Here is a 17,548-nt window from a genome sequence, read left to right as displayed (position 1 = left end):
CTGAAACAAGAACGGTCCAGCGACAGGTAGACAAACATGTCCCATCTATTTCCGAGACATACCAAGGCCAATAATCCCACGATCGAACACGGCGCTGGTGTCTATCTCTATGACACCAATGGCAAGAAATATTTCGATGGTTCAGGAGGTGCTGCTGTCTCCTGTCTGGGACATAGCGATCCGGACGTGACACAGGCAATCAAGGATCAGGTCGACCAAGTGGCTTTCGCCCATACGGGCTTCTTCACTTCCAAACCGGCTGAAGCATTGGCGGACAAACTGATCGAACATGCTCCTGCAGGTATCGAGCGCGTCTATCTCGTCTCTGGTGGCTCGGAAGCCGTTGAGGCTGCTTTAAAACTGGCTCGACAATATTTCATCGAGATTGGCGAGCCACAACGTCACAAGGTCATTGCCCGCCGCCAGTCCTATCACGGCAATACGCTTGGCGCTCTGGCAACAGGTGGCAATCTTTGGCGTCGCGAGCCCTTCTCACCATTGATGATTGAGACCAGCCACATCTCTCCTTGCTATGAATATCGTGACCGCAAGGAGAACGAGACTGCGTTTGAATATGGTCAGCGCGTTGCCAATGAGCTGGAAGAAGAGATTTTACGTGTCGGACCACAAGACGTGATGGCCTTCTTTGCCGAGCCGGTCGTTGGTGCTACCTCTGGCGCCCTTGCTCCTGTTGAAGGTTATTTCAAACGCATTCGAGAGATTTGCGACAAATATGGCATCCTGTTGATGCTGGATGAAGTCATGTGCGGCATGGGCCGCACCGGCACCCTTTTTGCCTGCGAGCAAGAGGATATCTCGCCTGATCTGATCACCATCGCCAAAGGTCTTGGCGCTGGCTATCAGCCGATTGGTGCCATGCTCTGTGCCGGTAAGATCTATGATGCGATTGAAAATGGTTCAGGTTTCTTTCAACATGGTCACACCTATATCGGCCACCCAACTGCTTCTGCTGCCGCCCTCGCCGTCATCACCAAGCTGACCGATGGGGGGCTTGTCGAGCGTTGCCGCAAAATGGGGGAAAAACTTCAAGCTGCGCTCAAGAGAGAGCTTGGTCAGCATCCGCATATTGGCGACATTCGTGGTCGTGGCCTCTTCATCGGCATCGAAGTGGTTGAGGATCGCGAAACCAAGAAACCTTTTGCTCCGTCCAAATCCATCAATAAAGCCCTCAAGAAAGCCACGTTCGAAGCGGGTCTCGCCTGCTATCCGATGGGTGGCACCATTGACGGCGTAAATGGTGACCATATCCTGCTGGCCCCTCCGTTCATCATGGAAGATGAGCATATAGATGAGATCATCGCAAAGCTCAAAATTGCGATTGAAGAGGTGCTCTAATGGCGTTGGCCAATATTCTGGTGGCCCCCAATGGGGCTCGCCGCACGCGCAAAGATCATCCGTCCCTGCCGGTGACCATTGAACAGACGGTGCAAACAGCCAAAGCCTGTTTTGATGCGGGAGCTGATGGTATCCATGCCCATGTTCGTGACAAGGACCAAAAACATCTGTTGGATGCAGGCCTGTATCGTGAGCTGCAAGCCGAGCTGACACTGAAAGTGCCCGATATGTGGGTGCAGATCACGACCGAAGCCGTTGGCATCTATTCTCCGGAAGAGCAGCGAGCCATTGTGCGCAACTCTGATCCTGAAGCCGTCTCCATCTCCATTCGCGAAATGCTAAGCGAAGGAGAAAATAGCGCTGTTTCAAAATTCTATTGGGAGCAGGCAGAAAAAGGCGTCGAGATTCAACATATTCTTTATGACGATCAGGACGCCGCCACGCTGGCAAGACTGATCAAGGATGAGACACTTCCAGCCACAAATCTGCAGCTTCTCTTCGTATTGGGGCGCTACAGTGTTGGGCAGGTCTCCAACCCGGACGATCTGCAACCATTCATGCAGAGCCTTGATGCGTTTGAAGGCATCGATCTGGATTGGGGATGTTGTGCCTTTGGACAGCAAGAGACCGAATGTCTCCTCGCCGCAATCAAAGCAGGTGGCAAGGCCCGCATCGGCTTTGAAAACAACCTGCATATGAAAGATGGCTCCATCGCACCAGACAATGCTGCCCGTGTGACAGAACTGATTACAGAGCTACGCGCCCGCTCACTCTAACAACAAAACAGCCATTCTCATCGGATGGCTGTTTTGTTTTCATGATAGCCTGATTGATTAGTCAGGCAGCGGTGTTTTGTTTCAATGTGATTTTTTCCAGAATTCGGCAACCGCACCGTTCGCCATTGTTCCAGACGACTTCCAGATCATAACGAAGCCCGTTGCGTTCAATTGCGAACCGTTCACCTTTTTTCACATCTTCAATGCCAGCAAGGGCAACACCGCCATCACTTTCATTGATCAGCCAGCCATTGATTGCCTGACCGTTGCGAACCACGCTCACATCTCCCTCAACAATTCGGCGGGTTGCATCCCTGCGATCATCAACATCCTTTTGAACATCTACAAGGAAATCGGCAACCAGATCAGTCAGACGACCAGTAACATCGGTCAGTTGCTCTGAAGCGGATCCAACCCGACCTGACTGATCACGGGTTTGTTCAATCGCTTGCGACACTACATTGACATTATCGGTCGCATATTGGCTACCATCGGCAGCTCTGCCAATACTCTCGGAAATCTCGGCTGTCGCTGCCGTTTGTTCCTCCACCGCAGCAGCAATGGCGTTGGTGACCTCCGATACATCATTGATATTGGAGCTGATTTCCTTGATGGATTGCACCGCCTTCGTGGTGGAGGTTTGAATGTCACCAATCTGAGCAGCAATTTCATCTGTGGCGCGCGCAGTTTGCGTAGACAATTCCTTCACTTCCGCCGCCACAACCGCAAAACCTTTACCAGCTTCACCTGCACGAGCCGCTTCAATCGTTGCATTCAAGGCCAGCAGATTGGTCTGTTCAGCGATTGCCCGAATCATCTCGATCACTTCACCAATCTTGTCTGCCCCTTCTGACAGCATGGAAACGCTGTCATTCGTGCTGTTCGCGACCTCGGTGGCATTGGTCGAGATACTCAATGCCCGATTGATCTGCTCACCAATTTCCTGAATTGATGCCGCCATCTGGGTCGCAGCAGCCGCTACAGTTTGCACATTGGTTGATGCCATACTGGAGGCCTCGTTCGCAGAATTGGCAGATTGTGATGCCTCATCCGCCAAACTCATCAAACCACTGGATGTCTCCGCCATCGCGCCGGTTTCATTTGTCAGGACACCGCGGACTTCATCAACGGAGCTTCGGAACACGGAGATCTGTTTCTGCATCTGATCCTGACGCATCACGTCCATATCCTGCTTCTGCAAAGCAATATCCTGCAGACGTACCCGCTCCAACGAGGCTTCGCGGAAGACCACAATTGCCTTGGCAATATCTCCGATATCATCATCACGCTCGGTATGATCAATCTCGAAATCCAGCTCACCACCAACAATCCGCGAGATACTATCTCTAAGATATTGCAACTGAGACGTAACCGAACGCACTTGGAAGACAACAGCGGTCACAGTCAGAACAAGCATCACTGCACTGGCCACCAACAACCACATGATATGGTTTTCCAAACCGGCCACATCGGCTTCCATCGCAGCTTCTGCCCGGTGAACCAGATCCTTGGCGACCTTGCGGATCTTGTCCTGGCGCTCAACACTGGCCTTGAACCATTCTGATCCCTCAACCATTTCCGCTTTATCGCTCAACGCGATGACTTGCAGCAGTTTGCGGATTTTTTCCACCTTGGCAACGGCCGGTCCGGCTACCACCTGATCAAATAGCGCGACCTGCTCTTTGAGCGCAACTGCCGAAAATTCCTTCAAATATGCAAGCTCGCCACCATAGGCTTTCATGAAAGCCACATAGGTCTGAAGATCGACCGAACCCGCTTTCTTTTGTTGTAGCAGGTTATAACCCAGGGATTTTTCAAGACTTCCTGCTTCCAACGCTTCCGTGAGGGCAAGATAGGGCACCAGTTCAGCACTGATCTCCGGAGAGGGACTGGCTTCAATTGCCAATGCGATCAGGTGCACCAATTCCTTGATCTCTTTTGTATAGTTTTTCTTGATTTGAGCGGTGGTCAAAGCCTGCTTGTCAACCGAGCTGCGGATCCCGTCTATCTCGTGAATCGCCTTGGATACATGCTTGATCTCAGAAAGCAGCCTTTTGTTGCTCAATTGCAACTGGGCTACATGATCATCAAATGTTTTGATGACTTGAGAGCTTTTCTGCCGTGCTTTTTTGACTTCAGGCATATAGGCGGGATCGAATTTCGATTCCACAAGTTTTGAGCTCTTGGCGCGCTCCACCTGAATGGCCTCAACCAAATCAAACGCATCCTCTGCCAAATAAATAAGTGGCTTCATTTGGTCATGGTGCGCCAATTCGGTATATTTCTCCCAAACAGCAATACCAGCAAATAGAAAAGCAGCAATGATCGGTACAAATACTAATGATGTAATTTGCAGTCGAATGGATTTTTTCATGTTCCCACCCTCTTTCAGTTGCATTAAAGAGTGCTGCAATTTCGTTTATGCAATCTTACCAAACATCATTTATGAGTTAGTTATTACTTATTTCATTCAATTTTTCCGCTTAAAATGCACATAATACAACCATACTTTTCATAATTTTGAGATACTTGCCGGACGAACCATTTATTAGAAGAATTCTGCTAGCCTGCACTCAATTCTGTTTTGCGTGAAAGCCCAGCAATGAAACATTTGGCCCTTTTCAAGCCTCTGATCATATTCTCCGTCATCTCCAATTTGCTCATGCTAGTGGCACCCATTCACATGACGCAAGTTTATGACCGCGTCTTGTCCTCTGGCAGTCAGGAGACATTGCTCTATCTGACCTTGATTGCAATTTTGCTGCTTGTTCTACTCGGTGCTTCAGAATCCATTCGTTCAAAACTCGCATTGCGTCTTGCTGCTCGCTTCGCAACTCAAAATGCTGATAAGCTATTTGCGAAACTCGCTGATCATCCAGCACAAGCCAATGGTCTGTTGCGGCAATTCTCCAGTTTGCGCGGTTTTCTTGCCGGACGATCGTTCGTCACACTTTTTGATGTTCCCTTTGTTCCCTTCTTCGTCATCGTTCTGTTCCTTGTTCACAGCCAAATCGGTTTCTTGACCTTGTTGGGCGCAGCAGCTCTCGGCACCATCGCTCTGTTGAACAAGACCAACATGGCTAACGCTCAGAACAATGCACAAGATCATCAAAGCAATGCCATGCAGTTCGCGTCCGCCGTCTTTGAGCGTGCGGAAGACATCCGCGCCATGGGCCTTATGCCAAGTCTGGCACAACGTTGGGGAGCAATGTTTGGAGCCAGCCTGAACGCCCATGATGAGGCCGGTTTTGGCAATGCATTCTATTTTGGCCTTTCCCGAGCCATTCGCCAAATCCTGCAAATCGGCATCATGGCCTGGGGCGGTTATCTGGTTCTACAAGGCGATATGTCTGCAGGCCTTATCTTCGCCGCCTCGATCATTTCCGGAAAGGTTTTGCAGCCCATTGAGCAAGTTATCGGAGGTTGGGACAATATCGCTCGCGCCCGCACGGCCCAAAGGGATCTGACTGCATTTCTGGAAAAAAATGCCACCATCACGGAACCAATTGCCCAGCCTGCTCCACAGGGCATTTTACAAGCTTGCAATGTCAGCTATCAGATAGATAGCTCCCAAGGCCCGGTTCAGTTGCTCAAGGAGATTTCCTTTACCATTGGGCCTGGTCAGATTTTTGCGCTGGTCGGTTCATCCGGATCTGGCAAATCCACATTGGCACGCATTTTGGCGGGTGCCATTCCGCCGAGTGATGGCGAAATCTGTCTTGATGGTTGCAACCAGGTCAACTGGCCGTCTGAGCAATGGGGTCAGTCGGTGGGATATATTGCGCAAGATATCATGCTCTTTCCCGGTACATTGGCCGAAAATATCTCCCGTATGGATATAGCACCCAATGAAGAAAAGCTGATGCAAGCCGCCAAATCAGGCGGAGTGCATAATCTCATCAATAGTTTCCCCGATGGCTATCAAACGCAGATTGGTCCGCAAGGCATACGCCTGTCCGGGGGTCAACGCCAACGTATTGCCTTGGCGCGGGCTCTCTATTCCAACCCTCAAGTGCTCATTCTGGATGAACCGAATGCTCATCTTGATCAGGAAGGCGAACAAAGCCTGATGCGTATTCTTTCTCAATTGCGCAAGCAGGGAACCGCGATCTTTCTTGTGAGCCAACGCCCTGCTCTGCTGCAAATTGCAGATACCGTCATGACGGTGAAAGATGGCAAACTTGCCAAGATTGATCGCCAGCAATCACCTGCTGTGAAGACTTCTTCAAACTCCGGAACATCTCAAACCAAGCCACAATCCGGCATTCCGAAGCCTCAAGGTCCTGCACGCATACATCGAGCAAGACCTCAACCTGAGACATCTACCAAAACGGGTGATGATCCAGCGCGCGGCTTTACCATCTCGGCCCTTGATCCGGAAAAAAAGCCCCCTAAACCGCGAAGACCGAGACTGAGTGAGATCATATCAGGAGACAAATCATGACCCATTCCTCTCCTGAAAACATCCAGATCAACCAGCCTGATCAAGGAACAACATGGACGTCTCAAGTTCGTCAGGATACCGGATCAATCCTGCGGAAAGGCTATTTTTATATCTTTGGCACACTCCTGATCTTTTGCCTTTGGGCGCTCTTCATGCCGCTGTCATCTGCCGTTATTGCCAATGGTCGCATCATCGCTGCGGGTCAGAACAAACTGCTGCAACACCCGACCGGCGGTGTGGTCAGCACCATTCTGGCCAAAGATGGAGACCTATTGGAAAAAGGCCAGATCGTTCTGGAAATTGCCCCTGAAGTGACCAAAGCTGAACTTGCCCGCCTTCAAGCACGCTTCAGTCTTCTGACCGCCCAAAAGGCGCGGTTTGAGGCAGAGAAAGTCCAGCATCTGCAAGCTGAGAAAAAGGCAACAACTGCCAAACAACCACCTTTACCACGCCCCAAGCCCGACCCCAATGCGAGGCGCAAACCAGTTCAAGTCGTTGTTGCCCAACCTGCCAATCCGCTCGCAAACTCCACACCAGTCGAGCAGGAACAAATGGCAGAATTTGAAGCTCGCATGGCTCGTTTTACCAGCGAACTTGCGTCCTTGAACAATCAGCACTCGGCCTTGCAAAGCGAATATACCGGCCTTGCTCCGCAGATTGAGAACCAGAAACAACTCGTCGGACTACAACAGGCAGAGTTGGATAAGGTCCGACCCCTGGTCAAAGAACGCTATATCTCCAAACGTCGCATGTTGGAAATCGAGTCCGGCCTGCTCGGCGCGCAATCGCGTCTCAATGCCCTGAAAGCACAAGAAGGGTCAACTCAGGCGCGAATGGAAGAAATTCAAAGCCGCATTGCACAGCTTAAGTCCTCCCGCATTGAAGAATACTCACGCGAGCTGGCCAGCATTCATACCGAGCTGAGCTCCATTTCGGAAGAAATCAAAGCAGCGGAAAAAGCGGTTTCCTATACCAAGGTGCGCGCACCTGTGGCCGGAATTCTGACCAAACTGGCAGCCCATACAGAAGGTGGCGTCTTGCGTCCGGGAGAAACCATTGGCGAAATTGTGCCTGTGCAATCCAATTTCCTGGTGGAAGCCCGGATCGCTCCGCAAGATGTGGCAAGTGTGCAAGTCGGCCAACCGGCAGAAATCGTCATTACGGCCTTCAATCGCCGTCTGGTCGATCCCTACCCGGCAGAAGTGCAGTATGTCGCTGCCGATTCCACGCTGGATGAGCAAACTGGCGAGCCTTATTTCTCAGTCCGCCTTGGCTTCGATACCACAAGCAGTGAGCAACCCATTCAAGCTGGCATGTTTGCCGAAAGCTATATTCAGCTCGGCTCGCGCTCTTTCTTTGGTTATTTGATGAAACCTTTGGCTGACTCTTTCCAGAAGGCCTTTCAGGAACGCTGATCGCGCGAAGCACCGATCCAGACACCATATCTCTCCGCTCACACCGAAGAGTTGGCAGAACACAAAAAAGCAGGCTCTGAGGCCTGCTTTTTCATTTGAAACTATTCTTTGACTCATTGTTCTGAAGCGAATTCTTATCCGAAAAGTGCTTCAACTTTTCGGGAACGCGCTTTAAATGCCGGGGCTTGGGCGCAGCTCCCGGTTTTCCTGCGGTTCCGCAATTTTAAGGCGATATTCGTGAGCGGGGTAGACACCCAGAACTTTCAGCTCTGCCGAGAAGAATTCAAGCTCTTCCAATGCCAACTTGACATTGGCATCGTTCGGATGTCCTTCAATATCGGCATAGAATTGGGTAGCGAAGAATTTGCCGCCAGTCTGATAGCTTTCCAGCTTGGTCATATTGACGCCGTTTGTGGCAAATCCACCCATAGCCTTGAAGAGGGCCGCAGGCACGTTACGAACACGAAACACAAGAGTGGTTATGACCGGGCCATTGCCTGCATCGGCCTTGATTGGATATTTGGAAAGGATGATGAAGCGAGTGGTGTTATGGTCTTCATCTTCGACATTGGGTTTCAGGATATCCAGATCGTAAATGTCGGCGGCAAGATCTGAGGAAATAGCCGCCTTGCTGGCATCTCCCCATTCCGCTATTTGGCGCGCCGAACCAGCAGTATCAGCCCCAATCACCGCCCTGACGCCCATATCCCGGATCACTTTGCGGCATTGCCCCAGCGCCATGACATGACTCTGGATGGATTCCACCTCATCAAGCTTGGTGCCACGCAAGCCAACAAGCTGATGATGAATAGGCAGGAAATACTCGCCAATGATGTTCAATCCGGATGTCGGCATCAGATGATGAATATCGGCCACCCGCCCGGCAACAGAATTTTCAACCGGAATCATACCCAGATCGGCTTCATCCTTCTGGATGGCATTGAAGCAATCTTCAAAAGTCGCCATGGGGAGTGCCTCAAACTCGGGAAACACATTATTGCAGGCAATGTGCGAGTTGGCTCCCGGTTCTCCCTGAAATACGACTTTCTTGGTGGACATGATTGCTGTTTCTCCTCATCAGTCAAGAAAAAAGGGCGACGGATGCCGCCCTTGTCATTGTGGTCTGCTCACTAATCAGACCAGTTCGAATGCTATTTAGACAATGCTTTGCGTGCCTTTTCAAGATCCTCTGGAGTATCGACACCCAATGGCACATCATTGACAAGGGCAACATCGATACGCATTCCCGCTTCCAGAGCGCGTAACTGCTCCAGTTTCTCACGCTTTTCCAGTGGACTTTCGGACAAATTCACGAACCTGTCCAGCGCGGAGCGACGGTAGGCATAAAGTCCAATATGATGGTAAAGCGGCCCATCCCCATAGGGTGCTGTCGCGCGCGTGAAATACAGCGCGCGCATCTGGCTATCCTTTCCACTCAGAGGACTTCCAACGACCTTGACCACATTCGGATTGGTCTTTTCATCCTCATCGGAAATATCGACTGCCAATGTTGCAATATCAACGTCCGGATTGCTCAGAGGCTCAAAGCAGGCGCGAATGGCATCGGGATCTATGGTTGGCAGATCGCCCTGTACATTCACTACAATCTGATAGTCACCGTTGGGATCGATATGTTCCAATGCTTCGAAAATACGATCAGAACCTGATGGATGATCGGGATTGGTGACAACTGCATCGCCACCGGCGTCACGAACAGCTTGGGCAATCTGATGGCAATCCGCTGCCACCACAACTGGACCAATATTGGCTTCCTTGGCGCGTTTCCAGACCTGGACAATCATTGCTTCACCTGCAATATCGGCCAATGGTTTGTCCGGAAGCCGGGTTGAAGCCATACGGGCGGGAATCAAAACTACTGCTTTTTCTCCATTCATTGACTGAGACATGTCAATTTCCCCCAGATTTTGATGAAAAGTGTCGTCAAAGGCATAAGTCTTGACATCTTATCCGCTATTCCTATGGACATTCATCCGTAAAAGCTAGTAGTTTCCGCTTAACTTACGCATGTGGGGCCAAGAGCGCTTTTTTGTCTCACTTTCATGTCTGGTTTTTGCCCTGTAAACAGGGCTCGTTGGCAAGACAGAATTGAGTTGCGCATACGCACACAGGCGGATCGAGACCCAGGTAAGGAACCCGGAGCAAGGACCAATGAATTTTTTCGAATTGAACAAGGCTTTTGGCGCATTGTTGCTGTCTTTGATCATCATGATGGTCATCGGCATGGTATCCAGTTTCATTTTCAGTGCTGATGCCCCAGAGAAGCCTGGTTTTGAAATTGCTGTTGCAAACAATGATGGTGGCGATGCAGCACCAGCCAAAGAAGCCGAGCCAGAAGTTGATTTTGCAACCTTGCTTGCTTCTGCTGATCCGGCTGCAGGTGAAAAACTGACCAAGAAATGCGCTTCCTGCCATACCTTCGATCAGGGCGGCAAAAACAAGGTTGGTCCAAATCTCTTTGGTGTTGTTGGTCGTCAGCCAGGCGGTGTTGATGGCTTCAAATATTCAGCAGCCATGCAGGCTTATGGCGATGGCAAGACCTGGGATGCCGATCAGCTGAACGGCTTCCTGAAAAAGCCAAAAGACTTCATCAGCAAGACCTCCATGTCTTTTGCCGGTTTCAAGAAAGACAAAGACCGCGCAAACATGATCAGCTATCTGCAGAGCTTGCAGTAAATATCCGAGATCATCATTGAAATTCAAAAAGCCGGGCTCCATGCCCGGTTTTTTTATCGGCATTTTAACTCTCTTGACGGATCGCCCACTTCTCTATATTTCTTTTGCTCGAATTGAGCATAATAAAGGATCGTGCGCATAATGGTAGTGAAGATATCAAGACGATCTGTCATGGTGGGAGGAACACTGGCCTCTGTCAGTGCCGGTGCACATTTTCTTACGATCAGCAGCAGCAAGGCTAGCAAGTCTGCCATGACACAAAATCAGGAAAACGAAGAGATGGACAAAAAATCAGAAGCCCTTATCGTTATTGACGTCCAGAATGACTTCTGCCCCGGTGGTTCTCTAGCCGTACCTGGTGGGGATGAAATCGTTCCCTTGGTCAATAAGATGATGACTGATTATGCAACCATTGTTCTGACCCAGGATTGGCATCCTGCCGGCCATTCTTCCTTTGCTACATCTCATGAGGGTAAAGTGCCTTTCTCAATGGTCAAAATGCCTTATGGCGATCAGGTTCTATGGCCCGATCATTGTGTTCAGGGCAGCAATGGCGCAGCCTTTCATCAGGATTTACAGACTGATCATGCGGATCTGATCATTCGCAAAGGCGCCAATCCGGCCATCGATAGCTATTCCTCTTTTTTCGAGAATGATCGAAGCACACCGACCGGATTGAAGGGTTATCTGGATATATTGGGCATCCGCAAACTGACCATCGTTGGCTTGGCCACCGATTATTGTGTACGCTATTCGGCTGTGGATGCCGCGCGCCTTGGATATGAAGTTGAGGTGATCCTGTCAGCTTGCCGGGCGATTGACCTTGACGGCTCGCTCAAAGCAGCCCTAGATGACATGCAAGTCCATGGTGTGAAAGTTCACAATTAGTCGTGAACAGATATTCGCCCACTGCCCGCCTTTAAGGAATGATGTCGATGACAGATCTAGCAACGCGTGTTTATAATCACAAATGGAAAATTGATCCCATTGTGCGTTCGCTGATTGATACTGATTTTTACAAGCTATTGATGGCGCAATCGGTGTTCCTGAACAAGCCCGATACGCGTGTCACTTTCAGCCTGATCAATCGATCCTCTCACATTCCACTGGCCAAGCTGATTGATGAGGGCGAACTGCGTGCGCAGCTGGATCATATCCGCTCGCTGTCACTCTCTCGCGGTGAAAGCACCTGGCTGCGGGGCAATACCTTCTATGGCAAACGCGCGATGTTCCGATCCGATTTCATGGAATGGTTCGAAAATTTGCGCCTACCGCCCTATCATCTGGAACGCATTGGCGATCAGTATGAATTGACTTTTGAGGGTGACTGGCCTTCGGTCATGCTCTGGGAAATCCCGGCCCTCGCTGTTCTGATGGAACTGCGCACACGGGCAGTATTGCACGATATGGGCAAATTCGAACTGCAGGTTCTCTATGCGCGCGCCATGACCAAATTGTGGGAGAAAGTAGAGCAACTACGCGATATTGATGGTTTGTTGCTGGCTGATTTTGGTACACGCCGCCGCCATTCCTTCTTATGGCAGGACTGGTGTGTCCAGGCCATGATGGAAGGCTTGGGTGACAAATTTGTCGGCACTTCCAACTGCCTGATTGCCATGCGCCGCGAAGTGGAGGCCATAGGCACCAATGCCCATGAATTGCCCATGGTTTATTCAGCCCTTGCCAATAGCGATGCAGAACTGGCAGATGCTCCTTATCAGGTCCTTCGAGACTGGCAGGAGGAACATGACGGCAACTTGCTGATTATTTTGCCTGACACCTATGGTACCGACGGCTTTTTGTCCAATGCGCCGGATTGGCTCTCAGAATGGACCGGAATCCGCATTGATAGTGGCGATCCGGCAACCGGCGCGGAAAAAGCCATTCAATGGTGGAATGAGCATGGGCAGGACCCTCGCAACAAACGCATCATTTTTTCTGATGGTCTGGATGTCGACAAAATCCGCGAACTTCATCAGCAATTCCATGGCCGGGCGCGGATCAGTTTCGGGTGGGGCACTCTTCTGACCAACGATTTCCGTAATCTTGTGCCCAATGACGCGCTAACTCCCTTCTCTCTGGTCTGCAAGGCCATCTCTGCTGATGGTCGCCCAACGGTGAAATTATCCGATAATCCAAATAAGGCTCTTGGCCCGGATGCCGAGATTGACCGCTATCGCCGTGTCTTCAATGTCGGACAGCAGGAAGCCATGGAGATCATTGTTTGAGGACGGATCAAACAGTGAAGAAATCCGACTCTCAAAAGCGCGTACAGGATGAAGCAGAAGCACTGTCGCTCGATATCGAAATCCGTGTGATGCCTCAATCCACCCGAACAGCACAAGAGGCAGCAGATGCCTGCGAATGTGAAGTCGAACAAATTATCAAGAGCCTGATTTTTGAGCGCAAAGACAATGAGGCTCTGGTGCTGTTGCTCATTGTCGGGCACAAGCAGGCTGATTTGAAGACTATTGCCGAGACCGTTGGCAGCGACTTGCAGCGCGCCGACCCTCGCAAGGTAAGGGCTGAGACCGGCTTCGCCATTGGTGGCGTTGTGCCTATTGGCCACAAATGCCCCATGCCGGTTTATATGGATCCGTCACTTCTGGATTATGATCTGGTCTGGGCTGCTGCTGGCAGTCCACAAGCTGTTTTTTGTGTTCAACCACATGCGTTGCGGAAGGCAATCAATGCCGTGATCTTGCCTTGCTGATATTCATCAGCTGACAGGTTTGCATTTGAAATTTACGCACTCATCCACAGCTAACAGCTTTGTGAACCCTATTTACCTGCTCACAAAGCTGTTTTCTTCGCTCACCATAATGTTGCTTAATTGGTAATTTGCTATTTGTTAGAGTGGTTTTCGATTTATTTGGAGGAGAAGCCCTGTGTCTTTAAAATTGCGCTCCGGCAATGCCCGCGTACAAGCTTTTGGTGTGACCAATCTCGCCCTTCTTGGATGTCTTGCTCTTGGTCTTGCATCAACCAGCATACCGGCTCAAGCCGTTGAGTTCGACACCTGGCTTCATGGCACCTCTTTGATGGGTGATGTCAAATATCCCAAAGGCTTCAAACATTTTGATTATGTCAATCCAGATGCTCCCAAGGGTGGCATTGCCCGACAAGCGGTAGCGGGTGGTTTTGACAACTTCAATGCAATTATTCCAAAAGGAGACCCTGCTGCGGGGCTGGGCAATATCTATGACACCCTGATGGCAAGCAGCTATGACGAGATCTCGACTGAATATGGCCTTGTTGCCGAAGAGATGTTGATCGGGCCAAATTATTCCTATGTCAAATTTCGCCTGCGCCCTGAAGCACGCTGGCATGACGGGAAACCGATCACCCCGGAGGATGTTATCTGGTCGTTCGAGAAACTGACCAGCCTCAGTCCGCAGCAACGTTTCTATTACAGCCATGTTGTCGGCGCTGAAATTACCGGAGAAAATGAGGTCACTTTCCGCTTCGATGAAGAAGGAAATCGTGAGTTGCCTCATATTGTCGGGCAGCTTCTGATCCTGCCAAAACACTGGTGGACCGGCACAGATGCAAAAGGTGAAAAGCGCGATATCTCTCGAGTTACCCTTGAGCCACCTTTAGGGTCCGGTGCCTACAAAATCGGTGAATTCTCACCTGGAAAATTCATGATCCTTGATCGTGTCGATGATTACTGGGGCAAGGATCTGGCTATCAATATTGGTTCCAACAATTTTGAGCAGCTCCGTTATGAATATTTCCGCGACAATACGGTCATGTTCGAAGCCTTCAAATCGGATGCCTATGATTTTCGTGTCGAAAACACAGCTCGTGTTTGGGCCAAGAGCTACGACTTTCCCGCTATCGAAGATGGACGGGTGATCAAGGAAGAATTTCCTGACCGTGCAAGTGGCGTTACGATTGGCTTCTTTCCCAATATGCGGCGAGAAAAGTTCAAAGATCCAAGGGTTCGCCAGGCCTTGAACTATCTCTTCAATTTTGAAGAGATGAACCGCACCTTGTTTTTCAATCAGTACAAGCGAGCCGGTTCCTATTTCTTTGGCACCGAATTTGCCGCGAGTGGAAAGCCCGATGCGGCTGAACTGGCTCTTTTGGAGCCCCTGAAAGACCAAGTCCCAGCGATTGTCTTCGAGGAACTGCCAGACCAGCCGAAGGTTGAGAGCCGTGAAGACATTCGCAGCAATCTCAAAAAAGCGCTTGAGCTGTTCAAGGAGGCGGGTTGGGAACCAAAAACAGAAATTGACAAAAGCAAGATGCCGACAGGTCTAGCCGGGTTTTGGCATTCCATTACCAGTACATTGGGCCTCAGCTCTGACCCAACCAGAAGTGTGATGCGTAATGAAAAAGGCGAAGCCTTCGAGATTGAATATCTGGTCTCCACTCCGTCCTTTGAGCGAATTGCACTACGCTTGCAAGCCTCGATGGAGCGCGTTGGCATCAAGATGACCATTCGCGTTGTTGACAGCGCACAATATGTCAACCGCCTGCGTAATCGAGACTATGATTTCATCTATGGTGGTTTTGCTCAGTCCCTATCTCTTGGGAATGAACAAAAAGGCTATTTTGGCTCCGCATCGGCTGATCGGGAAGGGTCTCGCAACTTTGGCGGCATCAAGAACCCGGCAGTCGATAAGTTGGTTGATGCCATTATCTTTGCTGACAATCGCAAATCGCTGGTCACCGCTGCCCGTGCATTGGACAGAGTTTTGCAAGCCAATCATTACATGGTTCCTGGTTGGACCAATGACATGACCCGTACCGCCCGCTGGAATCGCTTCGGTCATCCAAAAGACCTTCCAATCCTTACCGTCGGTTTTCCTACCATCTGGTGGTGGGACGAGGCCAAGGCAAAGTCCATCGAAGCCAAACAATAATCAATGCCAGTTCGACAGAACAGAACAAAGGATGAGACAAGAATGACGCGTGCAGCAGACAATCAAGACGAGGCTGAGCTTGTTCAAAGCCAAAAGCCTCAAGGCCAGTCCTGCTCACGTCCACACAAGTCTTTATCCCGAAGGCATTTTCTCTCCAGTGCCGCATTGGCACTGGTTTCGGGGATTTGCCTTGCGGGACGTCCGTTGGTCGGTTGGGCGTCTGATGCCCGCCATGGGCTTTCTGTCTTTGGGTCCTTGAAATATGGTCCGGATTTCAAAAATTTTGACTATGTCAATCCTGATGCGCCAAAAGGCGGCCGCTTTGTCTTTTCTGCCCCCAGCTGGAGCTATAATCAAAACCACGCGACCTTCAATACGCTCAATGGATTCGTGCTGAAAGGTGATGCACCACCTCGCATTGAACTGATATTTGATACCTTGATGGTGCGCGCCTATGACGAGCCCGATGCCATTTATGGGTTGTTGGCCAACAGCGTCAGTCTCTCACCAGATGGCAATCACTATCGCTTCACTTTACGTGATGAAGCCCTCTTTCATGATGGTAGTCCCGTCACAGCAGAGGATGTTGCCTTTTCCTATATGCTTTTGAAGGAAAAAGGCCACCCGGTCATTCGCACCAGTCTTCGTGATCTGATAGATGCCAAGGTCGACGGTAAGGATGCCTTGCTGGTCTTCTCCGGAAAGCAGGGTCGACAAACCCCAATGGAAGTGGCAAGCACCGTACCTGTCTTTTCCAAGGCTTATTACAGCAAAATTTCGTTCGACAAGTCCACACTTACACCACCAATTGGCTCAGGGCCGTACAGGATCGGGAAGTTCAAGGCAGGTTCATTCATCGAATATGAACGTAACCTTGATTATTGGGGCAAGGATTTGCCGGTCAATGTCGGTCAGAATAATTTCGATATTGTCCGATTGGAATTCAATCGCGAGCGTACAGCACTCTTTGAAGCCTTCAAGAAGGGTGACATTACCTATCACGAAGAATTCAGTTCCAAGGGTTGGGCAAAAAAGTATGATTTTCCCGCCATCAAGGAAGGGAAAGTCAAGCGTGTGGAACTACCTGATCGCACCCCATCCGGAGCGCAGGGCTGGTTTTTCAACACTCGCCGTGCAAAGTTCTCAGATCCCCGCACCCGCGAAGCAATCGCTCTGGCATTCGATTTTGAATGGTCGAACAAGAATTTGTTTTTCGGGCTCTATCAAAGAACCCACTCCTTCTTTGAACGCACCAATATGAAAGCGTCGGGAAAGGCTGATGGTAAGGTACTGGAGCTTCTGGAACCATATCGTGATAAGCTGGATCCATCCATTTTTGACGAGCCTTATACTCCACCAACGAGTGATGCTTCTGGTAAAGACCGCAAGCTTTTGCGCCGCGCCAATCAGCTCTTGCAAGAGGCAGGCTGGAAGCGAAATGTTGATGGTCTGGTGAATGATGCTGGTGAAGCCCTCGAAGTTGAAGTCATGGCCAATAGTTCAGCCTTCGAACGTGTCGTGACACCCTGGATCAATAATCTGGCATTGCTGGGCGTCAAGATGACTTTCCGGTTGGTCGATCCATCTCAATTTCAAAGCCGAGCCGATAGTTTCGATTTTGATCTTGTCGGACGTCGCTATTCTCTATCTCCCACCCTCTCCGATTCCATTCGCACTTTCTGGAGCAGTAAATCGGCCGATATCAATGGCAGCTATAATATTGCTGGTATCAAGCATCCGGTATTGGACGCCATGATTGACGCAGCTCTCGATGCAAAAACACGCGAAGACATGGAGGCAGCCGGGCGAGCAATCGATCGGATATGGAGAGCTGGTCACTATTGGGTGCCTAACTGGAACAAACCAATTCACACAATCGGGATTTGGGATAAATTCGGCTGGCCGGAAGAGCGTGAGAATGCAGATCCGGTGCTCGCCTTCTATCCCGAACGCTGGTGGTGGGAAAAATAGCATTTTGGGCCGTGAACTCCA

At 50.3% G+C, this 17,548-nt stretch carries 13 protein-coding genes; 10 read left to right on the top strand and 3 right to left on the bottom strand.

Annotated features, from left to right (window positions below; genetic code table 11):
* Positions 1-36: 36 nt before the first annotated feature.
* Positions 37-1,356 (top strand): aspartate aminotransferase family protein, encoded by a 1,320-nt coding sequence (locus CRO57_RS19145; protein WP_097155093.1) that lies wholly within the window; start codon positions 37-39, stop codon positions 1,354-1,356.
* Positions 1,356-2,132 carry a beta-keto acid cleavage family enzyme gene (locus CRO57_RS19140; RefSeq protein WP_097155092.1) on the top strand — a complete coding sequence of 259 codons (777 nt, stop codon included), beginning with the start codon at positions 1,356-1,358 and terminating at the stop codon, positions 2,130-2,132. The genes CRO57_RS19145 and CRO57_RS19140 overlap by 1 nt, the downstream gene beginning before the upstream one ends.
* A 61-nt stretch (positions 2,133-2,193) precedes the next feature.
* Here CRO57_RS19140 and CRO57_RS19135 read toward each other — a convergent pair whose 3' ends face one another.
* Positions 2,194-4,506 carry a methyl-accepting chemotaxis protein gene (locus tag CRO57_RS19135; RefSeq protein WP_170956173.1) on the bottom strand — a complete coding sequence of 771 codons (2,313 nt, stop codon included), beginning with the start codon at positions 4,504-4,506 and terminating at the stop codon, positions 2,194-2,196.
* Between the two features lie 228 nt (positions 4,507-4,734).
* Here CRO57_RS19135 and CRO57_RS19130 point away from each other — a divergent pair, with 228 nt between their 5' ends.
* Positions 4,735-6,576 (top strand): type I secretion system permease/ATPase, encoded by a 1,842-nt coding sequence (locus CRO57_RS19130; RefSeq protein ID WP_097155090.1) that lies wholly within the window; start codon positions 4,735-4,737, stop codon positions 6,574-6,576.
* Positions 6,573-7,991: an HlyD family type I secretion periplasmic adaptor subunit gene (locus tag CRO57_RS19125; RefSeq protein ID WP_097155089.1), complete on the top strand. Its 1,419-nt coding sequence runs from the start codon at positions 6,573-6,575 to the stop codon at positions 7,989-7,991. The genes CRO57_RS19130 and CRO57_RS19125 overlap by 4 nt, the downstream gene beginning before the upstream one ends.
* Positions 7,992-8,162: 171 nt before the next feature.
* Here the strand turns inward: CRO57_RS19125 and CRO57_RS19120 are convergent, their stop codons facing one another.
* Positions 8,163-9,050 carry a prephenate dehydratase gene (locus tag CRO57_RS19120; RefSeq protein ID WP_210200942.1) on the bottom strand — a complete coding sequence of 296 codons (888 nt, stop codon included), beginning with the start codon at positions 9,048-9,050 and terminating at the stop codon, positions 8,163-8,165.
* A 92-nt stretch (positions 9,051-9,142) separates the two neighbouring features.
* A complete protein-coding gene (locus tag CRO57_RS19115; RefSeq protein WP_244580155.1) occupies positions 9,143-9,898 on the bottom strand; it encodes a 3-deoxy-manno-octulosonate cytidylyltransferase in 756 nt (251 codons plus the stop codon).
* A gap of 262 nt (positions 9,899-10,160) precedes the next feature.
* Here CRO57_RS19115 and CRO57_RS19110 point away from each other — a divergent pair, with 262 nt between their 5' ends.
* From CRO57_RS19110 to CRO57_RS19085, 6 genes are all read left to right on the top strand, one after another.
* Positions 10,161-10,685 carry a c-type cytochrome gene (locus CRO57_RS19110; protein WP_097155087.1) on the top strand — a complete coding sequence of 175 codons (525 nt, stop codon included), beginning with the start codon at positions 10,161-10,163 and terminating at the stop codon, positions 10,683-10,685.
* Between the two features lie 252 nt (positions 10,686-10,937).
* Complete coding sequence (gene pncA / locus CRO57_RS19105; protein ID WP_425291290.1) at positions 10,938-11,573, top strand: bifunctional nicotinamidase/pyrazinamidase; 636 nt, start codon at positions 10,938-10,940, stop codon at positions 11,571-11,573.
* A 47-nt stretch (positions 11,574-11,620) separates the two neighbouring features.
* A complete protein-coding gene (gene pncB, locus CRO57_RS19100; protein ID WP_097155086.1) occupies positions 11,621-12,913 on the top strand; it encodes a nicotinate phosphoribosyltransferase in 1,293 nt (430 codons plus the stop codon).
* Between the two features lie 14 nt (positions 12,914-12,927).
* On the top strand, positions 12,928-13,398 hold the full coding sequence (locus CRO57_RS19095) for a YbaK/EbsC family protein (protein ID WP_244580154.1): 471 nt from the start codon (positions 12,928-12,930) through the stop codon (positions 13,396-13,398).
* A gap of 175 nt (positions 13,399-13,573) precedes the next feature.
* The gene (locus tag CRO57_RS19090; RefSeq protein WP_244580153.1) at positions 13,574-15,556 is read left to right on the top strand and encodes an extracellular solute-binding protein; all 1,983 of its coding nucleotides are present in this window, start codon (positions 13,574-13,576) and stop codon (positions 15,554-15,556) included.
* 42 nt (positions 15,557-15,598) lie between these two features.
* Complete coding sequence (locus CRO57_RS19085) at positions 15,599-17,527, top strand: extracellular solute-binding protein (RefSeq protein WP_170956172.1); 1,929 nt, start codon at positions 15,599-15,601, stop codon at positions 17,525-17,527.
* Positions 17,528-17,548 lie beyond the last annotated feature (21 nt).

Source organism: Cohaesibacter gelatinilyticus (assembly GCF_900215605.1).
In the GTDB taxonomy this organism is placed as follows: Bacteria; Pseudomonadota; Alphaproteobacteria; order Rhizobiales; family Cohaesibacteraceae; genus Cohaesibacter; species Cohaesibacter gelatinilyticus.
The sequence above is the reverse complement of the archived record's forward strand: the minus strand, read 5'-3'. Positions and strand labels throughout refer to the sequence as shown.